The 23,220-nt window shown below is 71.7% G+C and carries 25 protein-coding genes; 17 read left to right on the forward strand and 8 right to left on the reverse strand.

All coding sequences use genetic code 11. The features are described from left to right. Positions 1–18: 18 nt before the first annotated feature. Genes LR269_RS04830 through LR269_RS04845 form a run of 4 tightly spaced genes read right to left on the reverse strand, consistent with a single transcriptional unit; the run spans position 19 to position 3,849 of the window. Complete coding sequence (locus tag LR269_RS04830) at positions 19–1,500, reverse strand: cation acetate symporter (RefSeq protein WP_231429635.1); 1,482 nt, start codon at positions 1,498–1,500, stop codon at positions 19–21. After that, positions 1,497–1,847, reverse strand: coding sequence for a DUF485 domain-containing protein (locus tag LR269_RS04835; RefSeq protein ID WP_231429636.1), 351 nt, complete (start codon positions 1,845–1,847; stop codon positions 1,497–1,499). Before LR269_RS04835 ends, LR269_RS04830 begins: the two co-directional genes overlap by 4 nt. Positions 1,848–1,906: 59 nt before the next feature. Next, positions 1,907–2,662 carry a LytTR family DNA-binding domain-containing protein gene (locus LR269_RS04840; protein ID WP_231429637.1) on the reverse strand — a complete coding sequence of 252 codons (756 nt, stop codon included), beginning with the start codon at positions 2,660–2,662 and terminating at the stop codon, positions 1,907–1,909. Next, positions 2,659–3,849: a sensor histidine kinase gene (locus LR269_RS04845; RefSeq protein ID WP_231429638.1), complete on the reverse strand. Its 1,191-nt coding sequence runs from the start codon at positions 3,847–3,849 to the stop codon at positions 2,659–2,661. The genes LR269_RS04840 and LR269_RS04845 overlap by 4 nt, the downstream gene beginning before the upstream one ends. 171 nt (positions 3,850–4,020) lie before the next feature. Between LR269_RS04845 and LR269_RS04850 the strand changes: the two genes are divergently transcribed. Further along, positions 4,021–4,398, forward strand: coding sequence for a DUF485 domain-containing protein (locus LR269_RS04850; RefSeq protein WP_231429639.1), 378 nt, complete (start codon positions 4,021–4,023; stop codon positions 4,396–4,398). Next, a complete protein-coding gene (locus tag LR269_RS04855; RefSeq protein ID WP_231429640.1) occupies positions 4,395–6,059 on the forward strand; it encodes a cation acetate symporter in 1,665 nt (554 codons plus the stop codon). Before LR269_RS04850 ends, LR269_RS04855 begins: the two co-directional genes overlap by 4 nt. A gap of 132 nt (positions 6,060–6,191) precedes the next feature. On the opposite strand, the gene LR269_RS04860 is transcribed toward LR269_RS04855, so the two are convergent. Both LR269_RS04860 and lpdA read right to left on the reverse strand, forming a co-directional pair. After that, entirely contained in the window at positions 6,192–6,383 is a 192-nt protein-coding gene (locus tag LR269_RS04860) for a hypothetical protein (protein WP_231429641.1), read from the reverse strand. A gap of 71 nt (positions 6,384–6,454) precedes the next feature. Next, positions 6,455–7,852 (reverse strand): dihydrolipoyl dehydrogenase, encoded by a 1,398-nt coding sequence (lpdA, locus tag LR269_RS04865; protein ID WP_231429642.1) that lies wholly within the window; start codon positions 7,850–7,852, stop codon positions 6,455–6,457. Positions 7,853–8,050: 198 nt separating this feature from the next. Here lpdA and LR269_RS04870 point away from each other — a divergent pair, with 198 nt between their 5' ends. The 4 genes from LR269_RS04870 to LR269_RS04885 all read left to right on the forward strand — a co-directional run bounded on the left by LR269_RS04870 (position 8,051) and on the right by LR269_RS04885 (position 11,470). Further along, a complete protein-coding gene (locus tag LR269_RS04870) occupies positions 8,051–8,977 on the forward strand; it encodes a DMT family transporter (RefSeq protein WP_255680163.1) in 927 nt (308 codons plus the stop codon). Between the two features lie 449 nt (positions 8,978–9,426). Further along, positions 9,427–9,795, forward strand: coding sequence for a GntR family transcriptional regulator (locus tag LR269_RS04875; RefSeq protein ID WP_231429643.1), 369 nt, complete (start codon positions 9,427–9,429; stop codon positions 9,793–9,795). Continuing rightward, complete coding sequence (locus LR269_RS04880) at positions 9,792–10,697, forward strand: ABC transporter ATP-binding protein (RefSeq protein ID WP_231429644.1); 906 nt, start codon at positions 9,792–9,794, stop codon at positions 10,695–10,697. Before LR269_RS04875 ends, LR269_RS04880 begins: the two co-directional genes overlap by 4 nt. Continuing rightward, the gene (locus LR269_RS04885) at positions 10,694–11,470 is read left to right on the forward strand and encodes a hypothetical protein (RefSeq protein WP_231429645.1); all 777 of its coding nucleotides are present in this window, start codon (positions 10,694–10,696) and stop codon (positions 11,468–11,470) included. The genes LR269_RS04880 and LR269_RS04885 overlap by 4 nt, the downstream gene beginning before the upstream one ends. A gap of 2 nt (positions 11,471–11,472) precedes the next feature. Here the strand turns inward: LR269_RS04885 and LR269_RS04890 are convergent, their stop codons facing one another. Next, on the reverse strand, positions 11,473–12,795 hold the full coding sequence (locus LR269_RS04890) for a nucleotide disphospho-sugar-binding domain-containing protein (protein WP_374201080.1): 1,323 nt from the start codon (positions 12,793–12,795) through the stop codon (positions 11,473–11,475). 159 nt (positions 12,796–12,954) lie between these two features. On the opposite strand from LR269_RS04890, the gene LR269_RS19085 reads away from it, so the two are divergent. The 3 genes from LR269_RS19085 (at position 12,955) to LR269_RS04900 (ending at position 15,643) form a co-directional block, all read left to right on the forward strand. Beyond that, a complete protein-coding gene (locus LR269_RS19085; RefSeq protein WP_374201081.1) occupies positions 12,955–13,482 on the forward strand; it encodes a TetR/AcrR family transcriptional regulator in 528 nt (175 codons plus the stop codon). A gap of 68 nt (positions 13,483–13,550) precedes the next feature. Continuing rightward, positions 13,551–14,324: an ABC transporter ATP-binding protein gene (locus tag LR269_RS04895; RefSeq protein ID WP_231429647.1), complete on the forward strand. Its 774-nt coding sequence runs from the start codon at positions 13,551–13,553 to the stop codon at positions 14,322–14,324. Further along, the gene (locus LR269_RS04900) at positions 14,321–15,643 is read left to right on the forward strand and encodes an FtsX-like permease family protein (protein WP_231429648.1); all 1,323 of its coding nucleotides are present in this window, start codon (positions 14,321–14,323) and stop codon (positions 15,641–15,643) included. Before LR269_RS04895 ends, LR269_RS04900 begins: the two co-directional genes overlap by 4 nt. A 36-nt stretch (positions 15,644–15,679) precedes the next feature. On the opposite strand, the gene LR269_RS04905 is transcribed toward LR269_RS04900, so the two are convergent. Continuing rightward, on the reverse strand, positions 15,680–15,868 hold the full coding sequence (locus tag LR269_RS04905; RefSeq protein WP_231429649.1) for a hypothetical protein: 189 nt from the start codon (positions 15,866–15,868) through the stop codon (positions 15,680–15,682). Positions 15,869–15,989: 121 nt separating this feature from the next. On the opposite strand from LR269_RS04905, the gene LR269_RS04910 reads away from it, so the two are divergent. The 8 genes from LR269_RS04910 (at position 15,990) to LR269_RS04945 (ending at position 23,215) form a co-directional block, all read left to right on the forward strand. After that, the gene (locus LR269_RS04910) at positions 15,990–16,322 is read left to right on the forward strand and encodes a chorismate mutase (protein WP_231429650.1); all 333 of its coding nucleotides are present in this window, start codon (positions 15,990–15,992) and stop codon (positions 16,320–16,322) included. Positions 16,323–16,335: 13 nt separating this feature from the next. After that, a complete protein-coding gene (locus tag LR269_RS04915; protein ID WP_231429651.1) occupies positions 16,336–17,256 on the forward strand; it encodes an SDR family NAD(P)-dependent oxidoreductase in 921 nt (306 codons plus the stop codon). Beyond that, positions 17,253–17,450, forward strand: coding sequence for a hypothetical protein (locus LR269_RS04920; RefSeq protein ID WP_231429652.1), 198 nt, complete (start codon positions 17,253–17,255; stop codon positions 17,448–17,450). Before LR269_RS04915 ends, LR269_RS04920 begins: the two co-directional genes overlap by 4 nt. A 168-nt stretch (positions 17,451–17,618) precedes the next feature. Further along, positions 17,619–18,554 (forward strand): phosphate/phosphite/phosphonate ABC transporter substrate-binding protein, encoded by a 936-nt coding sequence (locus LR269_RS04925; protein ID WP_231429653.1) that lies wholly within the window; start codon positions 17,619–17,621, stop codon positions 18,552–18,554. Positions 18,555–18,595: 41 nt separating this feature from the next. Beyond that, entirely contained in the window at positions 18,596–19,438 is an 843-nt protein-coding gene (phnC, locus tag LR269_RS04930; protein WP_231429654.1) for a phosphonate ABC transporter ATP-binding protein, read from the forward strand. After that, positions 19,438–21,114 carry a phosphonate ABC transporter, permease protein PhnE gene (gene phnE, locus LR269_RS04935; protein WP_231429655.1) on the forward strand — a complete coding sequence of 559 codons (1,677 nt, stop codon included), beginning with the start codon at positions 19,438–19,440 and terminating at the stop codon, positions 21,112–21,114. The genes phnC and phnE overlap by 1 nt, the downstream gene beginning before the upstream one ends. Then, positions 21,111–22,409 carry a TIGR03364 family FAD-dependent oxidoreductase gene (locus tag LR269_RS04940; RefSeq protein ID WP_231429656.1) on the forward strand — a complete coding sequence of 433 codons (1,299 nt, stop codon included), beginning with the start codon at positions 21,111–21,113 and terminating at the stop codon, positions 22,407–22,409. The genes phnE and LR269_RS04940 overlap by 4 nt, the downstream gene beginning before the upstream one ends. Beyond that, positions 22,406–23,215 (forward strand): phosphonatase-like hydrolase, encoded by an 810-nt coding sequence (locus LR269_RS04945; protein WP_231429657.1) that lies wholly within the window; start codon positions 22,406–22,408, stop codon positions 23,213–23,215. Before LR269_RS04940 ends, LR269_RS04945 begins: the two co-directional genes overlap by 4 nt. The last annotated feature ends 5 nt before the right edge of the window (positions 23,216–23,220 follow it).

Genomic DNA, 23,220 nt, shown 5'->3' on the forward strand with positions numbered 1-23,220 from the left:
GGCAAGTCTAGGCGGGCGTCAGCGGCGCTCGGGCACGTGCAGCCGGGTCAGGTACCCGTCGACCCCGCGGGGGATGCCTCGGCGATCGGCGCGGGAGACGAACACCGTCACGACGACCGCGAGGGGCACCGTCCATGCGGCGGGCTGTTCGAGGAACGGGCGCAGCGCGGGCACGGCGGCGCCGAGCGGCGCCCCGGCGAGGATGGCCGCAGCAGACAGCACGGCGCCCGTGAGCATGCCCGCGATGGCGCCGCGCGCGGTGAGCCCGCGCCACCAGATGCCGAGGATGAGCATCGGGCAGAGCGTCGACGCGGTGAACGCGAACACGAGCCCGACGCTGCCCGCGAGCCCCGTCGACTCGGTCACGAGAGCGACCGCGAGCGGCACCGCCGTCGAGACGATCGCGGCGATGCGGAAGCCGCGCACCCGGCCGCCGAGCAGGTCCTGGCTGATGACGCCCGCGAGCGAGACCACGAGTCCCGACGACGTCGAGAGGAACGCGCCGAACGCCCCCGCGATGACGAGCGCGGTGAGCAGGTCGCCGAGCGGCCCGGGCACGAGCCGGTCGGGCAGCAGCAGGATGAGCGCGTCGGCGCTGCCCGGTGCGGCGAGGTCGGGCGCGAACACCCGCCCGAGCAGCCCGAACGCCGTCGGGAAGAGGTAGAACACGCTGAGCAGCACGAGCACGATGACGGTCGTGCGACGGGCGGCGACGCCGTCGGGGTTCGTGTAGAACCGCACGAGCACGTGCGGCAGGCCGAGGGTGCCGAACAGCAGCGCGACCATGAGCGACACGGTGCGGTAGACGTCGAGGTCGGCTGGCCCGGCCGCGGTCGGGAACGCCACAGCCGGTGCGAGCGCCGCATCGAGCGCGGGCGCGGCGGCGGTTCCGCCGCCGACCGCGAGCAGCAGCACGACGACCGGCAGCGCGAGCGCCGTGAGCTTGAGCCAGAACTGGAACGCCTGCACGAAGGTGATGGCGCGCATGCCGCCCGCCGCGACCACGACGGCGACGATCACCGCGACGGCGACCGAGCCCGCCCAGGCGGGCAGGCCGGTCGTGATGCGCACGGTCAGGGCGGCGCCCTGCAGCTGCGGCACGATGTAGAACCAGCCGACGACGATCACGAGCAGGCTCGTCACCCGGCGCGCCCAGCGCGACTCGAGCCGCGCCTCGGTGAAGTCGGGGATCGTGTAGGCGCCGCTGCGCCGAAGCGGCGCCGCGACGAAGAGCAGCAGCATGAGGTACCCCGCGGTGTAGCCGATCGGGAACCACAGCGCCGACGCCCCCGTGAGCAGGATGAGCCCCGCGATGCCGAGGAACGAGGCCGCCGACAGGTACTCGCCGCCGATGGCCGACGCGTTCCACCACGGCCGCACCGTGCGGCTCGCGACGTAGAAGTCGCTCGTCGTGCGCGACACCCGGAGCCCGTAGAAGCCGATGAGCGCCGAGACGAGCGCGACCGCGGCGATCGAGACGTAGCCGATCGCGGGGTTCACGAGTCGTCCTCCGCGAGTGCCCGGTACCGTGCCTCGTTGCGTGCGGCCGCCCGCACGTAGAGCACCCCGACGGTGATCACGAGCGGGTAGAGGCCGAATCCGAGCAGCAGCCATGAGACGGGCACGCCGACGACGAACGTGCGGTCGAGGTCGGGCACGAGGGCGATCGCGACGACGAACAGCCCGGTCGCGATGACGAAGCCCGCTGCGACGACGAGCGCGAGGCGCAGCTGCGAGCGGATGAGCGACCGCACGTACACGCCCTGCACGTCGCTCGTGCCCGGGCGCGCGCCGCGGCCGGCCGGCTGCGCCGCGGGACCCCCGGTGTGCGGCGCGGTGACGCGCACCCGCGCGCGCCCCGCAGGTCGGGGAGGGAGCGGTGCGGCCGTCTCCGACCCCCCGTCGCTCACGGCCGCGCTCGCAGGGTCGCCTGCTCGAGCCGGTCGCGCAGGCCGGGCAGCAGCCGGCGGCTCACCGGCAGTTCGGCCTGGCCGACCACGACGCTCGGATGGTCGGCGCCGAGCCGCACCCGGCTCACGTGCGCGAGTGCGACGAGATACGAGCGGTGCACCCGCACGAAGCCCGCGTCGGCCCACTGCCGTTCGAGATCGGCCATCGGCACCCGCACGAGGTAGCTCGCCTCCTCGGTGTGCAGCCGGGCGTAGTCGCCCTGCGCCTGCACGTAGCGCACGTCGTCGCGGCGGATCATGCGCGTCGTGCCGCCGAGCGTGACGGCGATCATCTCGGGCGGGGCGGATGCCTCGGGCGCGGGCCGGCCCGCGGTGCGGGCGCCGGCGGCGGTGATGGCCTCGACCACGCGCCCGACCGACCGGTGCAGCCGCTCGGTGCGCACGGGCTTCAGCAGGTAGTCGACGGCCTCGAGGTCGAACGCCTCGAGCGCGCCCTCCTCGTCGGCCGTGACGAAGACGAGCACCGGGCGCTGCTCGAACCGGGCGAGCGCCCGGGCCAGGTCGAACCCCGTGAGCCCGGGCATGTGGATGTCGAGGAACGCGGCGTCGACCGGCTCGCGCGCGAGCAGCCGGATCGCCTCGGACCCCGAGGAGGCCTGGTGGATCGTGCCGATCCGCGGGTCCTGGCGCAGCAGGAAGGCGAGCTCGTCGATCGCGGGCTGCTCGTCGTCGGCGATGAGCACGGAGATCATGGTGCGATCCTCCCATCACGGCGCGGGCCGGCCTTCGGCACCCGCATGCGCACGAGGGTTCCGGCGCCGAGGTTCGTCTCGACGACGAGCCCGTGCTCGTCGCCGTAGACCTGCCGCAACCGGGCGTCGACGTTGCGCAGACCCACGTGCTCGCCGTCGGCCGGTCCGCCCGCGAGCACCGCCGCGAGCTGCGCGGGGTCGATGCCGACGCCGTCGTCCTCGACGGTGATCTCGGCGTAGGCGCCCGAGTCGGAGGCCTCGATCGTGATGCGCCCGCCGCCCTCCTTCGATTCGAGCCCGTGCCGCACGGCGTTCTCGACGAGCGGCTGGATCGAGAGGAACGGCACCACCGTCGAGAGCACCTCGGGTGCGATCTGCAGCGTGACCTTGAGCCGATCGCCGAACCGCGCGCGTTCGAGCTTGAGGTAGCCGTCGATCGAGCGCAGCTCCTCGGCGACGGTCGTGAAGTCGCCGTGGCGGCGGAACGAGTACCGGGTGAAGTCGGCGAACTCGAGCACGAGGTCGCGCGCCTTCTGCGGGTCGGTGTTGATGAACGAGGCGATGGCGTTGAGCGAGTTGTAGATGAAGTGCGGGCTGATCTGGGCTCGGAGCGCCTTCACCTCGGCCTCCGCGAGGGCCGCGCGCGAGGCATCCAGCTCGCCCAGCTCGACCTGTGCGGCGACCCAGTCTGCGACCTCGCCGGTGGCGCGCACGAGCCCCGCCCGCACGGGCGAGGCGAATGCGACGATCGCGCCGACCGTGCCGGCGCCGCCGACCACGGGCGCCGCGACCGCGTCGGTCTCCCAGGCGCCCACCGGGATGCGCCGCTGCACTGCCGGGCGGCCGCTCGCGAGCGCCTCGGCGACGAGCCGCTCGGCGGCGGGGCGCACGGCGTCGTCGCCGTCGATCGCGATCGCGCCGGTGCGGTCGGCGAGGGCGAGGCTGTCGCAGCCGAGGAGGGCGCGCAGGTGCCTCCCCGCGCGCTGGGCGTCGGGCCCCTCGAGCCCGCCGCGCAGGTGCTCGGCCGCCCGCGAGGCGAGATGCAGGGTCTGGTAGGTGGCCTGCTCGGCGTCGGTGCCGAGCTCCTTCGAGGCGAGCACGATGCGCCGCAGGAAGATCACGAGCCCGACCGCGAGCGCGCCCGCGGCGACGCCGACGGCGGCGGCGAGCAGCATCGACTCGGGCATGCGGCCAGCGTAATCGCCTCGTCGTGCGCTCGTCGTCGCGGCCGGCGCCGTTCGTCGCACCGTCGGCGCCGTTCGTCGACGACGAACGGCGGGCGCCCCACGCGGCACCGACGTCGCGCGAGACTCGGCCACGGCAACACCTGAGAACACCACCCCGATGAAGGAGACGCCATGGGCAACGACGCCCTGAGCGCGGAGCAGGAGACGGCCCCTCCCGTCGACTACCCCGCAGTCCAACGATCCCCCGAGTTCCAAGAGCTGCGCTCCACGCACCGGAAGTTCGTCTTCCCGGTGCTCGGCGCCTGCCTCGTCTGGTACTTCGGCTACGTGCTGCTCGCGAGCTACGCGCACGACTTCATGTCGACGCCCGTGTTCGGGCACGTGAACGTCGCGATGCTGCTCGGCCTCGCGCAGGTCGTCACGACCTTCGCGGTCACGACCTGGTACGTCAGCTACGCCAACCGCAAGCTCGACCCGCGCGCCGAGAAGCTGCGCGACGAGATCGAGCACGCGGACTTCGCCCCGGCCACCGAGGAGACGGCACGATGAGCTTCACCGCACTGACCGCATCCGCCGCGGCATCCGCCTCGACCGGCGTCGCCGCCGAGGCCGCACCCGCCGCCTCGCCGGGCGAGCCCTGGCTCAACATCGCGATCTTCGGCGCCTTCGTCGCGATCACGATGATCATCGTGTTCCGCGCGAGCCGGAACAACAAGACCGCCGCCGACTACTACGCCGCCGGCCGCTCGTTCACGGGCGGGCAGAACGGCTCGGCGATCGCGGGCGACTACCTGTCGGCGGCGTCGTTCCTCGGCATCGTCGGCGCGATCGCGATGACCGGGTACGACGGGTTCCTCTACTCGATCGGCTTCCTCGTGGCGTGGCTCGTCGCGCTGCTGCTCGTCGCCGAGCTGCTGCGCAACACCGGCAAGTTCACGATGGCCGACGTGCTCTCGTTCCGGCTCAGGCAGAAGCCCGTGCGCATCGCCGCGGCGACGACGACCCTCGTGGTCTGCTTCTTCTACCTGCTCGCGCAGATGGCCGGCGCCGGCGGGCTCGTCTCGCTGCTGCTCGGCGTCGGCGACCAGCTGGGCCAGGCCGTCGTCATCACCGTCGTGGGCGCGCTCATGATCCTCTACGTGCTCATCGGCGGCATGAAGGGCACCACCTGGGTGCAGATCATCAAGGCGGTGCTGCTCATCGCGGGCGCCGGCGTCATGACCGTGTGGGTGCTCGCGCTCAACGGCTTCGACTTCTCGGCGCTGCTCGAGAACGCGGTCGAGGTGGCCGAGAACCCGGCGATCCTCGACCCGGGCCTCAAGTACGGCGTCTCGGATGTCTCGAAGATCGACTTCCTCTCGCTCGGTCTCGCCCTCGTGCTCGGCACCGCGGCCCTGCCGCACGTGCTCATGCGCTTCTACACGGTGCCCACCGCGAAGGAGGCCCGCAAGTCGGTCGTCTGGGCGATCTGGCTCATCGGCATCTTCTACGTGTTCACGCTCGTGCTCGGCTACGGCGCCGCCGCCCTCGTCGGCCCGGCCGTCATCGCCGGTGCCCCCGGCGGCCCGAACTCGGCGGCCCCGCTGCTCGCGTTCGAGCTCGGCGGACCGCTGCTGCTCGGCCTCATCTCGGCGATCGCGTTCGCGACGATCCTCGCGGTCGTCGCGGGCCTCACGATCACGGCGGCCGCCTCGTTCGCGCACGACATCTACGCGTCGGTCGTGAAGAAGGGCAAGCCCGAGCCGGGTGCCGAGGTGAAGGTGGCGCGCCGCACGGTCGTCATCATCGGCATCGTCGCGATCATCGGCGGCATCGGGGCGAACGGGCAGAACGTCGCGTTCCTCGTGGCGCTCGCGTTCGCGGTCGCGGCGTCGGCGAACCTGCCGACGATCGTCTACTCGCTCTACTGGAAGCGCTTCACCACGAAGGGCGCCCTGTGGAGCATGTACGGCGGCCTCGCGTCGGCGATCATCCTCATCATCTTCTCGCCGGTCGTCTCGGGCTCCGAGACCTCGATGCTGAAGACCGAGGCGATCGACTTCGCGATCTTCCCGCTGTCGAACCCCGGCATCGTCTCGATCCCGCTCGCGTTCTTCCTCGGCTGGCTCGGCACCGTGCTCGACAAGGGCACCGAGGACCCGCTCAAGCAGAGCGAGATGGAGGTGCGCTCGCTCACGGGCGTCGGCGCCGAGAAGGCGACGCAGCACTAGAGACCCCGGCGGCGGGTGGGGGCCCGCCGCCGGAACAGCTCGGCGCGACCCCGCCCGCCTGCCCGGTCGCGTCGATGGAACAGGGGCGGATGCCTCGGCCGAGTGCCGAGACATCCGCCCCGCTCGTTTCGATCAGGGGCGGCGCTGGCGGGCGATGGCCCACCCCATGAGGCCGAGGCCCACGGCCGCGACGAGCGCGCCGAGGATCACCCAGAGCGTCGCCCCGGTCATGACGGAACCCGGCAGCAGGCCGATCCCCTGGAACAGCCAGACACCGCCGGTGAGGGTGAGCAGCGCGCCGACGATGATGAGTACCCAGTTCATGGAGATGCCTCTCGTTCTGGTGAGGTGCGGTGGTGTCGATACGGTGCTTCGCGCCTGCCCGACCGACCGCGCTACATGTTGATCATGTGGCCGGCGAGGCCGTGGAACGCCTCCTGCAGCGCCTCCGACAGGGTCGGGTGGGTGTGCACGTTGCGGGCGAGCTCGAGCGCGCCGAGGTCCCACTTCTGGGCGAGCGTGAGCTCGGGCAGCAGCTCCGAGACGTCGGGGCCGATCAGGTGTCCGCCGAGCAGTTCGAGGTGCTGCCTGTCGGCGACGAGCTTCACGAAGCCGACCGGGTCGCCGAGGCCGTTCGCCTTGCCGTTCGCCGAGAACGGGAACTTCGCGACGACCACGTCGTAGCCCTCGTCGCGGGCTTGCTGCTCGGTGAGCCCGAAGCTCGCGACCTGCGGCGAGCAGAAGGTCGCTCTCGGCATCATCCGGTAGTCGCCGAGCTCCATCGTCTCGGCGTCGCCGATCGTCTCGGCGGCGACGACGCCCTGCGCCTCCGCGACGTGGGCGAGCATGAGCTTCGCCGTGACGTCGCCGATCGCGTAGATGTGCGGCACGTTCGTGCGCATGCGCTCGTCGATGGCGATCGCGCCGCGCTCGGTGAGCTGCACGCCGGCGTTCTCGAGCCCGATCCCGTCGACGTTCGGTGCGAAGCCGACCGAGATGAGGGCCTTGTCGGCCTCGATCGATCCCGGCTGTCCGTCGGAGCCGGTGTACGCGACGGTGACCGACGACCCGTTGTCGACGACGCTCTCGACCTTGGTCGACGCGAGGATCGGGATGCCGAGGTTGCGGTACTGCCGCGTGATCTCCTTCGAGACCTCGGCGTCCTCGTTCGGGAGGGCGCGGTCGAGGAACTCGATGACGGTGACCTGCACGCCGTAGTTGCGCAGCACGTAGGCGAACTCCATGCCGATCGCGCCCGCGCCGACGATCGCGATCGAGCGGGGGAGTTCGCGCGTGAGGATCTGCGTCTCGTAGGTGACGACGTTCTGCGAGAGCTGAACGCCGGGCAGGAGCCGCACCTGCGAGCCGGTCGCGATGATCGCGTCGCGGAACGAGACCGTCTCGACCGAGCCGTCGGCCTTCGTCACGTCGATCGTGTTCGCGTCGCGGAAGACGCCGCGGCCGTCGATCTCGGTGATGCCGTTCTTCTTCATCAGGAAGTGCACGCCCTTGACGTGCTTCTCCGACACCTGGCGGCTGCGGTCGAACGCGGCGCCGAAGTCGAACTGCACGTCGCCCGAGATGCCGAAGGTCGCGGCCTGGTCGTGGAAGATGTGCGCGAGCTCGGCGTTGCGCAGCAGCGCCTTCGAGGGGATGCAGCCCACGTTGAGGCACACGCCGCCCCAATACCGCTCTTCGATGACGGCCACGCTCAGGCCGAGCTGTGCGGCACGGATCGCGGCCACGTAGCCGCCGGGGCCCGCGCCGAGGAGGACGACGTCGTATTCGCTCATGGGCGCCAGCCTATGCCCGCGCGCGCTCGGTGACGAGGGGTGCCGGATGCCTCGGGGCTGCCGTTCTTCGGCGGATTCCGGACAGCGCGTTCCGCAGCGGTTCCGGCGGCCTTCCGGCCGCCGTAGCCTCGTCGGGTGAGCACCACCGCGTCCGTCGAAGCCGCCGCCGAGGCATCCGCGCCGTCGAAGCCGAACCGGCTGTCGACATGGCTGCAGTTCCTCGCGATGGGGCTCGTGTGGGGTGCCAGCTTCCTGTTCATGAAGGTCGCGCTCGGCGGGGTCTCGTTCGGGCAGGTCGCGTGGTCGCGCGTGGTGCTCGGCGCGCTCGCACTCGGCGTCATCGTGGCCGTGACGAGGCCGCGGGTGCCCGGCGTCGACGGCGCGGCCGGTCCGGTGCTGCCGCGCGAACCGATCGTGTGGGTGCACTTCCTCGTCGTGTCGTTCACGACGTGCGTGATCCCGTACCTCTGCTTCGCGTGGGCCGAGCAGTACGTGTCGTCGAGCCTCGCGTCGATCTACAACGCGACCACGCCGATCATGACGGCGCTCATGGCGACGCTCGTCTTCCGCGTCGAGCGGCTCGGGCTCAGCCGGTGGGTCGGCGTGGGCGTCGGCATCCTCGGCGTCGTCGTCGTGATCGGGCCGTGGCAGTACCACGCGCTCACCGGCAGCCTCGCGGGGCAGCTCGCCTGCCTCGTCGCGACCGCCTGCTACGGCTTCACGTTCGGGTACCAGCGCAAGTTCCTGAGCCATCGGCCGATCGCGCCGGCGACGTTCGCCTTCCTGTCGATCGGGGTCTCGGCGGTCGTGATGCTCGCGCTCACCCCATGGCTCGCGATCGGCCCGATCGAGCTCGACTGGGCGGTCGGCCTCTCGCTCGTCGCCCTCGGCGTGCTCGGCACGGGCCTCGCCTACATCTGGAACATCAACGTGCTGCGCGCCTGGGGGCCGACCGGCACCTCGACGGTGACGTACGTGACCCCGGTCGTCGGGGTGGCACTCGGGGTGCTGCTCCTCGGCGAGCGGTTCAGCTGGCACGAGCCGCTCGGGGCGCTGCTCGTGCTCGTCGGCATCCTGCTCGCGCCGGGGCGGCTGCGCCTGGGACGGCGCCGGTCGGTCGAGTAGCGCAGAGCGCGTATCGAGACCTCCGGCAGGGGCGTGGTCTCGATACGGCGCTGCGCGCTGCGCGCTGCGCGGGCGAAGGGGCGGCGGCGGTGCGCGGTACTCGACCGGGAGGGAACTCTCCTGGGCGGTTGTCGACAAGTCCACTTGTGCACACCTTGGTTGTCGACAAGTCCACTTGTGCACACCTTGGTTGTCGACAAGTCCACTTGTGCACACGTCTTGCAGGGGAACACCGCCCCGTGCGATCGCGGTCGCAGGGTGTGGTCTCGATATGGCGCTGCGCGCTTCCTCGACCGACGGGGTGCGTCGTGTGGTCTCGATATGGATGGCGCTGCACGCCTCCTCGGCCGACCGGGGGTTGACAGATCCCGGTGAGGATGATTGGTTAGTTACTGTAGTAACTAACCAACATGCGAATCGATGTTCGCAGACGCACCAGATGGGCCGGAATGGACGACTCGCGTCCGATCTTCATCCAGATCGCCGAACAGCTCGAGAACGACATCATCGACGGGGCGCTGCCCGAAGGGTCGCAGATCCCGTCGATCAACGAGTTCGCGAGCTTCCTGCGGGTGAATCCGGCCACTGCACTGAAGGGGGTGGGTCGTCTTGTCGACGACGGATTCGTGGAGAAGCGACGGGGGATCGGCATGTTCGTGACCGCCGGTGCCCGCGAGCGCCTCGTCGTGCGACGGCGGGCCGAGTTCAGCGCCCAGTACCTGAAACCCCTCCTCGTCGAGGCCGAGAAGCTCGGCATCGACGTCGACGACCTGGCGGGCATGCTCGCCGCACTCCGATCCGAGAGGACCGCATCATGACCGCCACCGTGGCCCGCGCCACCGGCCTCACCAAGCGCTACGGCGACTTCACCGCCATCGACGGCGTCGACTTCGAGCTGCATGAGCATCGCATCTACGGCTTGCTCGGTCGCAACGGCGCCGGCAAGACGACGATCATGCAGTTGCTCACCGGGCAGCTCTTCCCGAACGGGGGCGAGATCGAGGTGTTCGGCCGAACGCCCGCCGAGCACGCCGACGTGCTGCGCCGACTCTGCTTCATCGCCGAGGCGCAGCGCTACCCCGAGGACTTCGCGCCGAAGCACGTCTTCAGGGCCGCCCCGTGGTTCTTCGAGAACTGGGACCAGGACTTCGCCGAGCGGCTCATCGCCGACTTCCGGCTGCCGGTGAAGCGCCGCATCAAGAAGCTGAGCCGCGGCCAGCTGAGCGCCGTGGGTGTCATCGTCGGCCTCGCCTCGCGCGCACCGCTCACCTTCTTCGACGAGCCGTACCTCGGCCTCGACGCGGTGGCCCGGCACATCTTCTACGACCGGCTGCTCGAGGACTACGCCGAGCACCCGCGCACGATCGTGCTCTCGACGCACCTGATCGACGAGGTCGCGAACCTCCTCGAGCACATCATCCTCATCGACCAGGGCCGCATCCTGCTCGACCGCGACGCCGAGGAGGTGCGCGGATCGGCGACCACGATCGCCGGCGCGAGCGCCGTCGTCGAGCAGTTCGTCGCCGACCGCCTCGTGATCGGGCGTGAGCGCCTCGGCGGGCTCGCATCGGTCACCATCGACGAACGGCTCGACCAGGCCGAACGCGTGCGTGCCGCCGAACTCGGGCTCGAGCTCGCGCCGGTCTCGCTCCAGCAGCTCATCGTCCACCTCACCGGCACCGATCTCGCCGGTACGACCGAACAGGAGGCCGCAGCATGACCGCCGTCGCCACCGCCGCCGCCGAGCGAGGAGCCCTCGTGGCCGACCGGGTGCGGCCAGGCGAGATCTGGCGCATCGTGCGCCTGCTCGCCGTCAATCCCACCGTCTTCTTCGGCGTTCCGTGGATGATCCTCGGCGGCGCCTGGGTCGTCACGATGCTGATCGCCCTCATCGCCCACGCGGCAGGGGCACCCGTCGACGAGATGCAGGAGGGGATGCGCTACAGCTGGGCGGTGCTCTCACCGCAGTGGTACCTCGTCGTCGTCGGCGTGCAGGCCGTCGCCTACACCCTCTCGTTCGCGCTCGGCTTCGGGTCGACTCGACGCGACTACTGGCTTGGCATGAGCATCATGTTCCTGTTCGTCTCGACCGAGATGGCGGTCGCGATCGCGACCCTCGTGCAGATCGAGCAGGCGACCGACGGCTGGTGGATCGGCGCGGGCATGTTCGATGCCCTCTGGTACGGCCAGTCGGGCTGGCTGTTCGACTTCTACACGACCTTCTCGCTGCAGCTGTTCGTGCTGTTCATCGGCGCCGCCGTCACCACGGTGTACATGCGGTGGCGGATGAAGGGCATGATGACCCTGCTCTTCAGCGTGCTCGCGCTCGTGCTCGCGGCCGTCGCGGCGATCACGCTGACCGGGTCGGGCCCCGCGGTCGCCTCATGGTTCGCCGCCATCGGCCTCGGCGGACTCTTCGGGATCGTGCTCGTGCTGGCCGTCGTGGTCGGCATCGCCGGGTACTTCGTGGTGCGCCGGGCGACGCCGCGCTGACATCACGGCTCGTCGAGCGAGGTGATCGCATCCTCAGGCCCGCGCCCGGCGGCGGCCGTCTCGGCGATCATGCGTTCGACTCCGGCCGCGCCGGGCGACGCCGCGATCTCGGCCGCGATGGCCTCCGCCCGCTCCCGGTACGACGGGGTCTGCAGCACGGTCTCCACCGCATCCGCGATCGACGACTCCCCGGGCAGGCCGGTGCGCAGGTTGATGCCGACACCGGACCACGCGATTCTCGCAGCGACGTCCTTCTTGTCCTCGGTGTCGCCGGCGACGACGAGGGGCACGCCGCGTGCGAGCGCCGCATGGACGCCGCCATACCCGCCGTTGGTCACGAACACCGACGTTCTCGGCATCAGTGCGTCGTGCGGGATGAACTCGGCGGCACGGGCGTTCCGGGGCAGCGTACCGAGCGACTCGACCGGGAGCCCGCCCGTCGTCGCGACCACGAGCAGATCGCGGTCCGCGAGCGCCCGCAGGGTCGGGCCGAGCAGTTCTTCGGGATTCGTGTTCGCCAGCGTGCCCTGACTCACGTGGACGACGGTTCGACCGTCCAGGTCGCCCCACCAGGGCGGCAGCTCGCCTGCCCGGGCAGGAAGACCGAGCATCGGGCCGGTGAAGACCACGTTCGGCGGAAGGTCGTGGCGAGGGTATTCGAACCCGGGAACGGTGAACTGCGCGTATCGATCCGCGAAGCGCGCCGAGTCCATGAAGAACACGCCGGTGTCGAGCCCGATGACGTCGTGGCGGATGCGTTCCGCGACCCGTTGCGGGTGGCGCAGGAGCACCTTCTGGATCAGCGTGTACAGCAGTCGGTTGCGCGCCCGGCCCAACCAGTCGTCGCGCGGTTGCAGGCCGAGGAAGACCGGCGGAGCATCGGGGCTGGTGAAGCCGAGCACCGAGATGCCGCACATGATGACGGGTGGATGCGGCTTCGGGTCTCTGGCGAGGAGGGTCGCTCCGACGACCATGTTCTCCGCGATCACGGCGTCCACGGGCTCGGCGGCGATGGCGGAGCGGATGGCCCGGTACTGCCCTGGACCGGGCGCGAGGAACTCGACCTCCACGTCGCGCGCGAGCTGTCGCACGCCCCTGTTGCGACGGCCCTCGGCTTCGATGGTGCGCAGGTGTCCTTCGTGGTCGGCGCACGCGTCGCGCGGCCAGGGCACGAATTCCGCCCCTGCGCGCCGAATGCGCTCCGCGAACCGCTCGCCGGAGAGGAACCGCACGCGATGTCCGGCATCGGCGAGGTGTTGCGCGAGCGGAAGCATCGGTCCGGTGTGGCCGTCGAGGGCATGCGCCGCGAGCAGTATCGAGAACATGAGGCCTCCCGGAGGAGCGTCGATGTTCGGGTCGTTTGAATAGCGTACAATTGATTTGTGGCTCGTGCAAGAGAATCTGTTGCTCCGAAGCGGTCGTACCGGTCTCGGGTTCGAGAGGATGGGCTCGCCCGCACTCGCGAGGCCATCCTGGACGCCGTCATGGCGCTCAACGAGAAGAGCTTCGACGCGGTCACGCTTGCGGCCGCGGCCGAGCAGGCCGGCGTCTCCACCCAGACCGTCGTGAACCACTTCGGCTCGAAGAGCGGCTTGTTCGCCGCCGTCGCTCGGGAGCGGTTCCTGCCCTGGGTGGCAGGACTCCGCGGAGTCCCGCCGCACGGCGACATCGACGCCGCCGTGGCCGCGGTGTTCGCCGAATACGAGGTGGCCGGGGCCGCGGTGATGCGCGGAATCGCCATCGCCGATCGGAATCCGCTCATCGCCGAAGGTCTCGAAGGCGGTGGCCGATACCACCGGGAGTGGGTCTGTCGCGCCTTCGCGGCTCAACTCGCCGCGGCCGCGGAGTCGGATCGCGAGGACACCGCCGAGCTCCTCGCGACGGCGCTCGACGTGCGCACCTGGAGCCTGCTGCGAGACGGCGGCCGAATCTCGGAAGATGTCGCTCAGGCGCGAATGCGCCGCCTGGTCCTCGGCGTGCTGCGGACCGTCGCAGATCATCCGGAGGGATGACGGGTCGGGCGCGAGATGCGACTCGCGCCCGACGCGCCCCCGCGGCCGTGCCGGGCAGGCTCGAGGGTATGAGTTCCTTCGTGCTCGAGGCATCCGGCCTCGTCAAGACCTACGGCCAGACCCGCGCCCTCGGGGGCGTCGACCTGCGCGTTCGCACGGGCGAGTCGCTCGCCATCATGGGCGCCTCGGGATCGGGCAAGACGACCCTGCTGCACTGCCTCGCGGGCATCGTGCCGGCCGACACCGGCTCGGTGTCGTTCCTCTCGGGCGCGGGACGCGTCGAGGTCACCGCGCTCGGCGAGCGCGAACGCTCGCGGCTGCGTCGCGAGGCGTTCGGCTTCGTGTTCCAGCAGGGCCTGCTGATCCCCGAGCTCACGGCGGTCGAGAACGTCGCGCTGGCCCTCATGCTGAACGGGATGCCTCGGGCCCGCGCCGAGGAGTACGGCCGGGGCTGGCTCGCCGCCCTCGGACTCGGCGGTCTCGAAGAGCGCCGCATCGGGCAGCTGTCGGGCGGACAGGCCCAGCGCGTGGCGATCGCGCGGGCGCAGGTGACCGGCGCGACCGTCGTCTTCGCCGACGAGCCGACCGGAGCGCTCGACTCGGCGACCTCCGCCGAGGTGATGCAGGCGCTCCTCGACTCGACGACCGGCCAGGGGCGCACCCTCGTGGTCGTCACCCACGATGCGGATGTCGCGGGGCGATGCTCGCGCATCGTCGACATGCGCGACGGGCGGATCGTCGGCGAGCGGGTGCCCGCCGGCGCCGCGGGCTCGGTTCCGCAGGCGGCGGCTGCGACCGGGGCGGATGCCTCGACCGGCGCCGCATCGGAGGTGCGGGCGTGATCGCGCGAGTCGCCTGGCTGTTCGCCCGCCCCGGCTCGGCGGGCGTCGCGACGCTCGCGCTGCCCGTCACGGCGTTCGCGATCGTGACGGGCCTGCTGCTCACCGTGCTCGGCGGCGCGCAGACGTTCTGGACGTGGACCGACGACATCGCCTTCACCTACCAGCTGCTCGCGGTCGTCGCGCTCGTGCTGCTCGTCGTGCCGCTCGCCTCGCTCGGCGGGGCGGCCGCACGGTTGTCGGCGCGCCGGCGCGACGACCGCCTCTCGACGCTGCGCCTGCTCGGCGCGACCCCCGCGACCGTGTCGGCCCTCGCCGTCGTCGAGTCGGCGGTGCTCGCGCTCGCCGGCGCGGTCGGCGGAGTGGTGCTCTACTTCCTGATCGTGCCGCTGCTCGCCCTCGTGCCGTTCCGCGGCGAGCCGCTCGGCATCGACGGCGTGCTGCTCGGGTGGCCCGTGCTCGCCGGCGTGACGGCCGGCATCGTCGCCCTCGCCGCGGTGAGCGCCGTGCTCGGCCTCCGCAGGGTGGTCATCTCGCCGCTCGGCGTGCGCACCAGGCAGGACGCGCCGAAGCTCTCGTGGCTGCGCTTCGCGATCGGCGCGGTCGTCGTGCTCGTCTCGTTCGCGCTCATGGGTGCGCTGCAGGTCGCGGGCTCGGCCATCGTGCTCATCGCCATCCTCGCCGCGGGCTTCGGCGGAACGCTCGCGGTGCTGAACCTCGTGGGGCCGTGGGTCATCCGGCTCGTGGCGAAGGGCCAGGCCAGGCGCGCCAAGCGCCCCGCGCAACTGCTCGCGGCACGCACCGTGCTCGAGTCGCCGAAGGCGGCCTGGCGCCAGGTGTCGGGCGTCGCGATGACGAGCTTCATGGCGGTCTTCGCCGGGGTCGGCCTCGCGATCGTCGACCTCGCGGGCGCCGGCGTCGACCGCGAGTCGCTCGAGCTGTTCACCGACATCCGCACCGGCATCCTCATCACCGTGGTCGGGTCGTTCCTCATGGTCGCCTGCTCGGTGGGCGTCAACCAGGCGGCCGGCATCCTCGACCGGCGCGACCTGTATCGCTCGCTCGACATGCTCGGCATGCCGGAGGCGACGATGGACGCCGCCCGGCGGCGAGCCGTCATGTCGCCGCTGCGCATCACCGCGATCGGGTCGGCGCTGATCGCCGCCTTCGTCATGCTGCCGCTCACGGGCGCCGCACTGATCGTGCAGCCGCTCGCGCTCGTCGTGATCGCCGCCGTGCTCGCGGCGGGCATCGGCGTGGTCTGGCTCGGCCTCGCCGCGACGCGGCCGATGCTCGCGCGCACCTCGGCCGCGGCATCCTGACCTGGTCCTGATCGCTCGGGCCGGTGGCCCGGGCGGTCAGGAGTTCAGGGCCGTGAACAGGTCGAAGACCATGAACGCCGGCCACAACAGCCCTTGGAAGAACGCCCAGACGAACTCCCAGAACTCGTCGGCCTGGCCGAAGAAGTAGAACCACGCCCCGAAGATGCCGAGGCCGTAGATCGCGCCCCCGCCGACCACCGCACCGCTGCCGCTCCGATCACCCATCACGACCACCTCCACGCCCGACGCTACGCCTGCGGCACCCGGCTGCGCCATGTCCGGTTCCAACGACATCGTGCGTCCCGCGACTTCGCGCGACCCGACCGACGCGAAGTACGCTCGAAGCATGACTGACGATGCCGCATTCGACGACCGGGACGCCGCGATGAGCGAGCTGCTCGGCATCCGCTCGAGCATCGACAACATCGACGCGGCGCTCATCCACCTGCTGGCCGAGCGCTTCAAGTTCACGCAGCAGGTCGGCCGGCTGAAGGCGACCCACGGCCTGCCGCCGAGCGACCCCGCCCGCGAGCAGCGCCAGATCGCCCGCCTGCGGGCGCTCGCGATCGACGCGCACCTCGACCCGGCCTTCGCCGAGAAATGGTTCAACTTCGTCGTCGCCGAAGTGATCCAGCACCACGAGGAGCTCGCGAACGGCGGCGGCGAGCGCGACCTGTGATCGCGGGCGACCGGTGAACTGGTACCCGACCGCACTGCCGCCGCAGGCCGGCAGGCGGTACCTCGTCACGGGCGCGAACGCGGGCCTCGGCTTCTTCACCGCCGCACGCCTGGCCGGCGCCGGTGCGCACGTGCTCCTCGCCGGGCGCAGCCCCGAGCGCCTCGAGGCGGCCATGGCCGCGATCCGGACGGCGCGACCCGAGGCATCCGTCGAACCGCTCGTCGTCGACGTCGCCTCGCTCGCCTCGGTGCGCGTCGCCGCGCGACGGCTCGCGCACCGCCCGCCGCTCGACGGCGTCGTCGCGAACGCGGGCATGGTGCACACCCCGGGCGAACGACTGACCTCGCCCGACGGCAACGAGCTCGTGCTCGCGACGAACGTGCTCGGGCATTTCGCACTGCTCGCCGACCTCGTGCCGCACCTGGCCGACGGCGCCCGCATCGTCTCGCTGGGCTCGCTGTCGAGCCGGCTGTCGACCTTCCGCGTCGACGACCTGCAGCTCGAACGCGGCTACGACTTCTGGCGCGCCTACGCGCAGTCGAAGATCGCGACGCAGGTGTTCGCCTTCGAGCTCGACCGGCGGTTGCGCGCGGCCGGGCTGCCGATCTCGAGCCTCGTCGCGCACCCCGGCTACTCCATCAGCGGGCGCACGCCACGCGTGCCCGGGGTCAACGAGCCGACCGCGGGCGCACGCTTCGCCGACGCCCTGCAGGCGGCGTGGGCGCAGGGCAAGCATCGCGGCGCGGAGATCACACTGCACGCGCTCACCGCACCCGAGGCGCAGGGCGGGCAGTTCTGGGGGCCGCGCTACGCGGTGAAGGGCCCGCCGACCCTGCAGACGCCGACGCGCACCTCGACCGACGCCGCGATCGCGGCACGGTTCTGGACGTTCGCCGAAGGGGCGACGGGCACGACGTTCGCCCTCGGCGCATGAACGGCGACGGCGGCGCCCGCCCGCGGTTCTTCGCGAGGCCGCGGGTGCGCCTCGTCGTCTCGCGGGTGCTCGTCGCCGTCGGGCTCGTGCTCGGCGTCATCGGGGTCGTCTCGGGGCGGTACGGCTGGCTCTTCGCGGGCATCGTCGTCGTCGGCCTGGGCGCCGCGTCGGGCCCTTCGCGCCTGCGGCGCTGAGCCGGGGCATCCGCCGCCCACGACCTCCCGTCGCCGACCCGCCCCACCGGGTTCACCGGCCGGTAACCGCGGCGCCCCGTGCCGTTGGCGCCCGCTGCCTACCGTGAGGCATCGGAACACGCACCGCCTGCGCCCGAGATCCGGGCCGGGGTTCACGAAAGGTCTCCGATGCAACTCACCACCAAGAGCTGGACGGCCGTCGCAGCAGCGGCCCTCCTCACCGTCGGCCTCGCGGCCTGCACCTCGGCGAACGCCTCCGAGGGGTCGGGCGACGCGGCGTCGGGCTCGGGCGACGCGACGTTCGCGGTCGACGAGAACACGCTCGTCTTCGGCGTCGTGCCCGACTCGGTCGACACCGAGACGAACTACCAGCCGCTCATGGACTACATCGCCGCCGAGACCGGCAAGACCGTCGAGTACCACGAGTCGACCGACTACGCGGCACTCATCGAGGCCGCCGTCGCCGGCAAGATCGACGTCGCGAGCTTCTCGGGCTTCACCTACGTCACCGCGACCAACAACGGCGCCGCGATCACCCCGATCTCGTCGATCGTCACCGCGGAGGGCCAGGAGCCCGGCTACTACTCGCAGGCGATCGTGCCCAAGGGCTCGGACATCACCGACCTCGCCGGGTTCGCGGGCAAGAAGGTCTGCTTCGTCGACCCGTCGTCGACGTCGGGCTACCTCTTCCCGAGCTACAACCTGCTCGAGGAGGGCATCGACCCCGAGACCGACGTCACCCCGGTGTTCGCGGGCAAGCACGACGTCTCGGTCACGAAGACCGGCGAGGGCGTCGAGTGCGAGGCGGGCTTCGCCGAGGACAGCGAGGTCGCCAAGAGCGACAAGGTCGAGGTCATCGCCGAGACCATGGTGCCGGGCGCCCCGATCGTCGTCTCGGACACGCTCCCGGAGGAGCTGAAGTCGCAGCTCACCGACATCCTCGGCGAGGTCACGATCGACGACATCATCGCCTCGGGCGTCGAGTCGGCCGACAGCGACGCCTTCCGCAGCGTGTTCTACGCGACGGTGCCCGTCGACGACGAGTACTACGACACGATCCGCGACATCTGCGAGAAGACCGAAGCGGAGCAGTGCCAGGGCTGACGCCCGTCACCGATGCGCACGGACACGGAACGGACGAGGACATGAGCGAGACCGCCGTCACCGAGGGCAGCGCCCTCATCGAGGTCGATGGCCTCACCAAGCGGTTCGGCACCACGGTCGCACTGCGGGATGCCTCGCTGGAGGTCGCCCGCGGCGAGATCGTCGTGCTGCTCGGACTGTCGGGCTCGGGCAAGTCGACGCTGCTCAGGCACCTCGACGGCCTCGAGATCCCGACGTCCGGATCCGTGCGCGTGCTCGGCCGGGAGGTGCCGCGCCTGTCCGGCCGGCGCCTCCGGGCCCTGCGCAGCCGCATCGGCTTCGTCTTCCAGCAGTTCGAGCTCGTGCCCTCGCTGACCGTGCTCGAGAACGTGCTCACGGGCGCGCTCGCCGAGCTCCGCGGGCCGCGTCTCGGCCTCTGGAGCTACCCGAGGCGGCTGAAGCTCGCCGCCCTCGCCCACCTCGACCGGGTGGGCCTGCTCGACCGCGCCTACCAGCGCGCCGACACCCTGTCGGGCGGGCAGCAGCAGCGCGTCGCGATCGCGAGGGCGCTCATGCAGGATCCGGAGATCCTGCTCGCCGACGAGCCGGTCGCCTCGCTCGACCCCGAGTCGAGCGAGCAGGTCATGGCCCTCATCCGCGAGATCGCGATGGACGCCGGGCTCACCGTCGTCTGCAGCCTGCACCAGGTCGACCTCGCGCTCTCGTGGGGCGACCGCATCGTCGGGCTCCGCCACGGCGAGGTCGTGCTCGACACCCCGGCATCGGGGCTCGCCAAGGCCGAGGTCATGGAGATCTACGGCCGGGTCGCGACCGCGACCGCCGAGCTCGAGGCGATCGAACGCGAGCTCGCGGATGTCGCGGCCGAGCCGGAGCCGGCCCGCTGATGACCGCGCTCCTCGCCTCCGGGCAACGTCCGGCCGAGGCATCCCCGCCGGGTTCGATCGCCGAGCGCGCACCGCGCCGCATCGTGTCGCCCGAGCGCGTCGCGGCCGCCCTGACGCTCGTCGCGCTCGTCGGCATGGCCGTCGTCGCCGTCGCCCAGTCGGGCATCTCGATCACCGGCATGGTGGAGAGCTGGGACAACGCCGAGCGGTTCTTCGCCCGCGTCGGCCCGATCACCTTCCCCGAGCCGGCCGAGCTCGCATACCTCACCGCGCTCACCGTCGGGCTCGTGCTCTGCGGCACCCTGCTCGCCGCCGTGATCTCGGTGCCCGTCGCCTACCTCTCGGCGGCGAACACGACGCCCGGGCCCGGCTGGCGGGCGTTCGGGCGCTTCGTCGGCGTCTTCACCCGTGCCGTGCCCGACGTCGTGCTCGCGATGGTGTTCGTGCTGATGTTCTCGCTCGGCACGCTTCCCGGCATCCTCGCGATCGGCATCCACTCGATCGGCATGATCTCGAAGCTCTTCGCCGACGCCATCGAGCAGATCGACGAGGGGCCGAGGCTCGCCATCCGTGCGGCGGGCGGCTCGAGGTGGCAGGAGTTCACGAGCGGCATCCTGCCGCAGGTGCTGCCGTCGTGGGTCGCCACCGTGCTGCACCGCAACGACATCAACCTGCGCGGCTCGGTCGTGCTCGGCTACGTCGGCGTCGCCGGCCTCGGCCTCGAGATGTCGTTCGCGTTCAAGTCGCTGAACTACTCGCTCGGCATCGGCATCGCGATCGTCATGTTCGCGCTGTGCGTCGCGATGGAGGTCGTCTCGAGCGCGGTGCGCAAGGCGATGCTCACGGGCGGCCGCGCCTCGGGCGGGCCGCTTCGGGCGACCACCCCGGATGCCGCGCTCCGACGCCCCTGGACCGCGTCGCGGGTGCGCAGCACCGCGTGGGGGTGGATCGCCGCGGCCGTCGTCGTCGGCAGCATCCTCATCTGCGACATCCAGTGGGGCGACCTCGTCACGGTGTGGGCGAAGATGCCCGCGGTCGCCGTGCAGTTCTGGCCGCCCAGCTTCGGCAACTACGACGCCGCCACCATGTTCGGTGCGATGGGCCAGACGATCGGCATCGCGCTCGCCGCGACCCTGCTCGCCCTCGTCGTCTCGGTCGTCGTCGGCTCGCTCGCCGCCCGCAACGTCGCCCCGAACGGCACCGTCCGCACGTCGATGCGGTTCCTGCTCGTCGTGATCCGGGGCGTGCCCGAGGTGATCCTCGCGATCGTGCTGATCGTGATCACCGGACTCGGGGCGCAGGCCGGCACGCTCGCGCTCGCCTTCGGCGGCATCGGCCTCGCCGGCAAGCTCATCGCCGACTCGTTCGAGGAGGTGAAGGCGGGGCCCGAGCGGGCGCTCGCGGCCACCGGCGCCTCCCGCACGCAGGTGTACGCCTCGGCCACCCTGCCCCAGGGCACGCCGGCGCTCCTCGGCCACGGGTTCTACCTGCTCGACACGAACGTGCGCGCGGCGACGATCCTCGGCATCGTCGGCGGCGGCGGCATCGGCTACTACCTGCTCAATGCGGGCCAGGGCTCGAACTACCAGGCGGTCACCGCCATCGTGCTCATGCTGCTCGTGACCGTGCTCGTCGTCGAGGGCGTCGCGATGTGGATGCGGCGGGTGTTCCGATGACGCGCGGGACGGTGACCGGCGGGGCGGCGCAGGGCGTTCAGCGCGACGGCGCCGGGCGCGGCCGCGCGTTCGACGTCGCCGTCGTCGGGTCGGGGGTCGTCGGCCTCGGGGCCGCACTCGCCGCGCACCGGCGCGGGCGGCGCGTGGTCGTGATCGAGCGGGGCAGCGAGCCGACGGGCGCGTCGATCCGCAACTTCGGCCATCTCTGCTTCACGCCGCAGCACGGCCGCGCGCGCGAGTTCGCGCTCGCCTCGCGCGAGCTCTGGCTCGGGCTCGCGCGCGACGCGGGTGTCTGGGTGCGCGATTCGGGCACCCTCGTCGCCGCCCGGAGCGACGACGAGACGGCCGTGCTGGCCGAGCTCGCGGCACTCCGCGGTGACGAGGTCGAGCTGCTCGACGCCGCAGAGGCGGGGCGCCGCATGCCGGTCGCGCCCGGCGTGCTCGCCGGCGGGGCGTTCCTGCCGCACGACCTGCAGGCGAACCCGCGGCAGGCTCTGCGAGCGATCGCGGCGCACCTCGAGGCGGCGGGGGTCGAGTTCCGTCGACGCACCAACGTCGCCCGCGTGCGGGGCGCGGACTCCTTGGGCGGTGCCGCCCGAGTCGAGACCGGCCGGGGGCCGATCGACGCGGGCGAGGTCGTCGTGGCGGTCAACCACGACGTCGACCTGCTCTACCCCGAGCTCGCCGAGGCGCGCGGCATCGTGCGGTGCGGGCTCGACATGCTTCGGGTGTCCGCCGGCCTTCGTGCACCCCTCGCGGCACCGCTGCTCACGGGCTGGTCGCTCGTGCGGTACGGCGCCTTCGCGGCGACGGATGCCGCGACCCGCCTCCGTGCGCGCCTGCATGCCGAGCGACCCGATCTCGCCGCTCTCGACCTCAACCAGATGTACACGCAACTGCCCGACGGGTCGCTCATCGTCGGCGACACGCACTACCGCGGCGAGTCGATCGAGCCGTTCCAGGGCGAGGCGGCGTTCGAGGCGCTGCTCGAGGTGACGGCCGAGCTCTTCGGCACGGGTCGGCCGCGCGTCATCGAGCGCTGGCAGGGTGTCTACGCATCGGCACCGGACGAGTTCCTCGTCGAGCGCGTCGAGCCGGGCGTGCACCTCGTCGCCGCGACGACCGGCATCGGCATGACGTGCGGGCTCGGTCTCGCCGAGCACGTCGTCAGCCGTGCGCTCGACGGCGAGCCGGACGATGCCGGTGCACCGCTCGCCGCCGCGGCGACCCTGCCGAGCGCGCCGGCGCCGAGGCATCCCGCGACCCAGACCACCTCCCAGGAAGGCCGACCATGACCATCGAGACCCGTATCGAGACCGACGACGTCCGCGATCTCCGCGACGAGACCGACGACGGGCTCGCCGAGCTCGACGAGGCGGCGGAGCTCGCCGATCCCGACGACCTCGACGACGAGGACGGCGAGATCGAGCTCATCGTGCTCGACATGGCCGGCACGACCGTCGTCGACGACGGCATCGTCGAGCGGGCGTTCGTGCTCGCCGCCGAGCGCAGCGGCATCATCGCCGCGGGCGACGATCTCGACGAGGCGCTGCAGTACGTGCGCGACACGATGGGCCAGTCGAAGATCGAGGTCTTCCGCGTGCTCTCGGGCGGCGACGAGGACGCCGCCCAGCATGCGAACGCCGAGTTCGAGGGCGCCTACGCCGAACTCGTCGCGAGCGAGGGCGTCGCCGAGATCCCCGGCGCCGCGCGCGTGATCGAGCGGTTGCGGGACGCGGGCGCCTCCGTCGTGCTCACCACCGGGTTCTCGCCGGCGACCCGCGACGCCCTCCTCGACGCACTCGACTGGAACGGGCTCGCCGACCTCGCGCTCTCGCCCGTCGACGCGGGCCGCGGGCGCCCGCACCCCGACCTGCCGCTCACCGCGCTGCTGCGCACCGCGACGAGCGCGGTCGACGCGATGGTCGTCGTCGGTGACACCGTGAGCGACATCGAGTCGGGTGTCGCCGCAGGGGCCGGGCTCGTCGTCGGGGTGCTGAGCGGGGCGCACGACCGGAACTCGCTCGAAGCAGCCGGCGCCGACGCGGTCATCGCCAGCGTCGCCGAACTGCCGGCGCTGCTCGGCCTGCACGGCGAGTAGGGCGG

The sequence above is a fragment of the Agromyces sp. S2-1-8 genome (genome assembly GCF_021129215.1).
In the GTDB taxonomy this organism is placed as follows: Bacteria; Actinomycetota; Actinomycetes; order Actinomycetales; family Microbacteriaceae; genus Agromyces; species Agromyces chromiiresistens.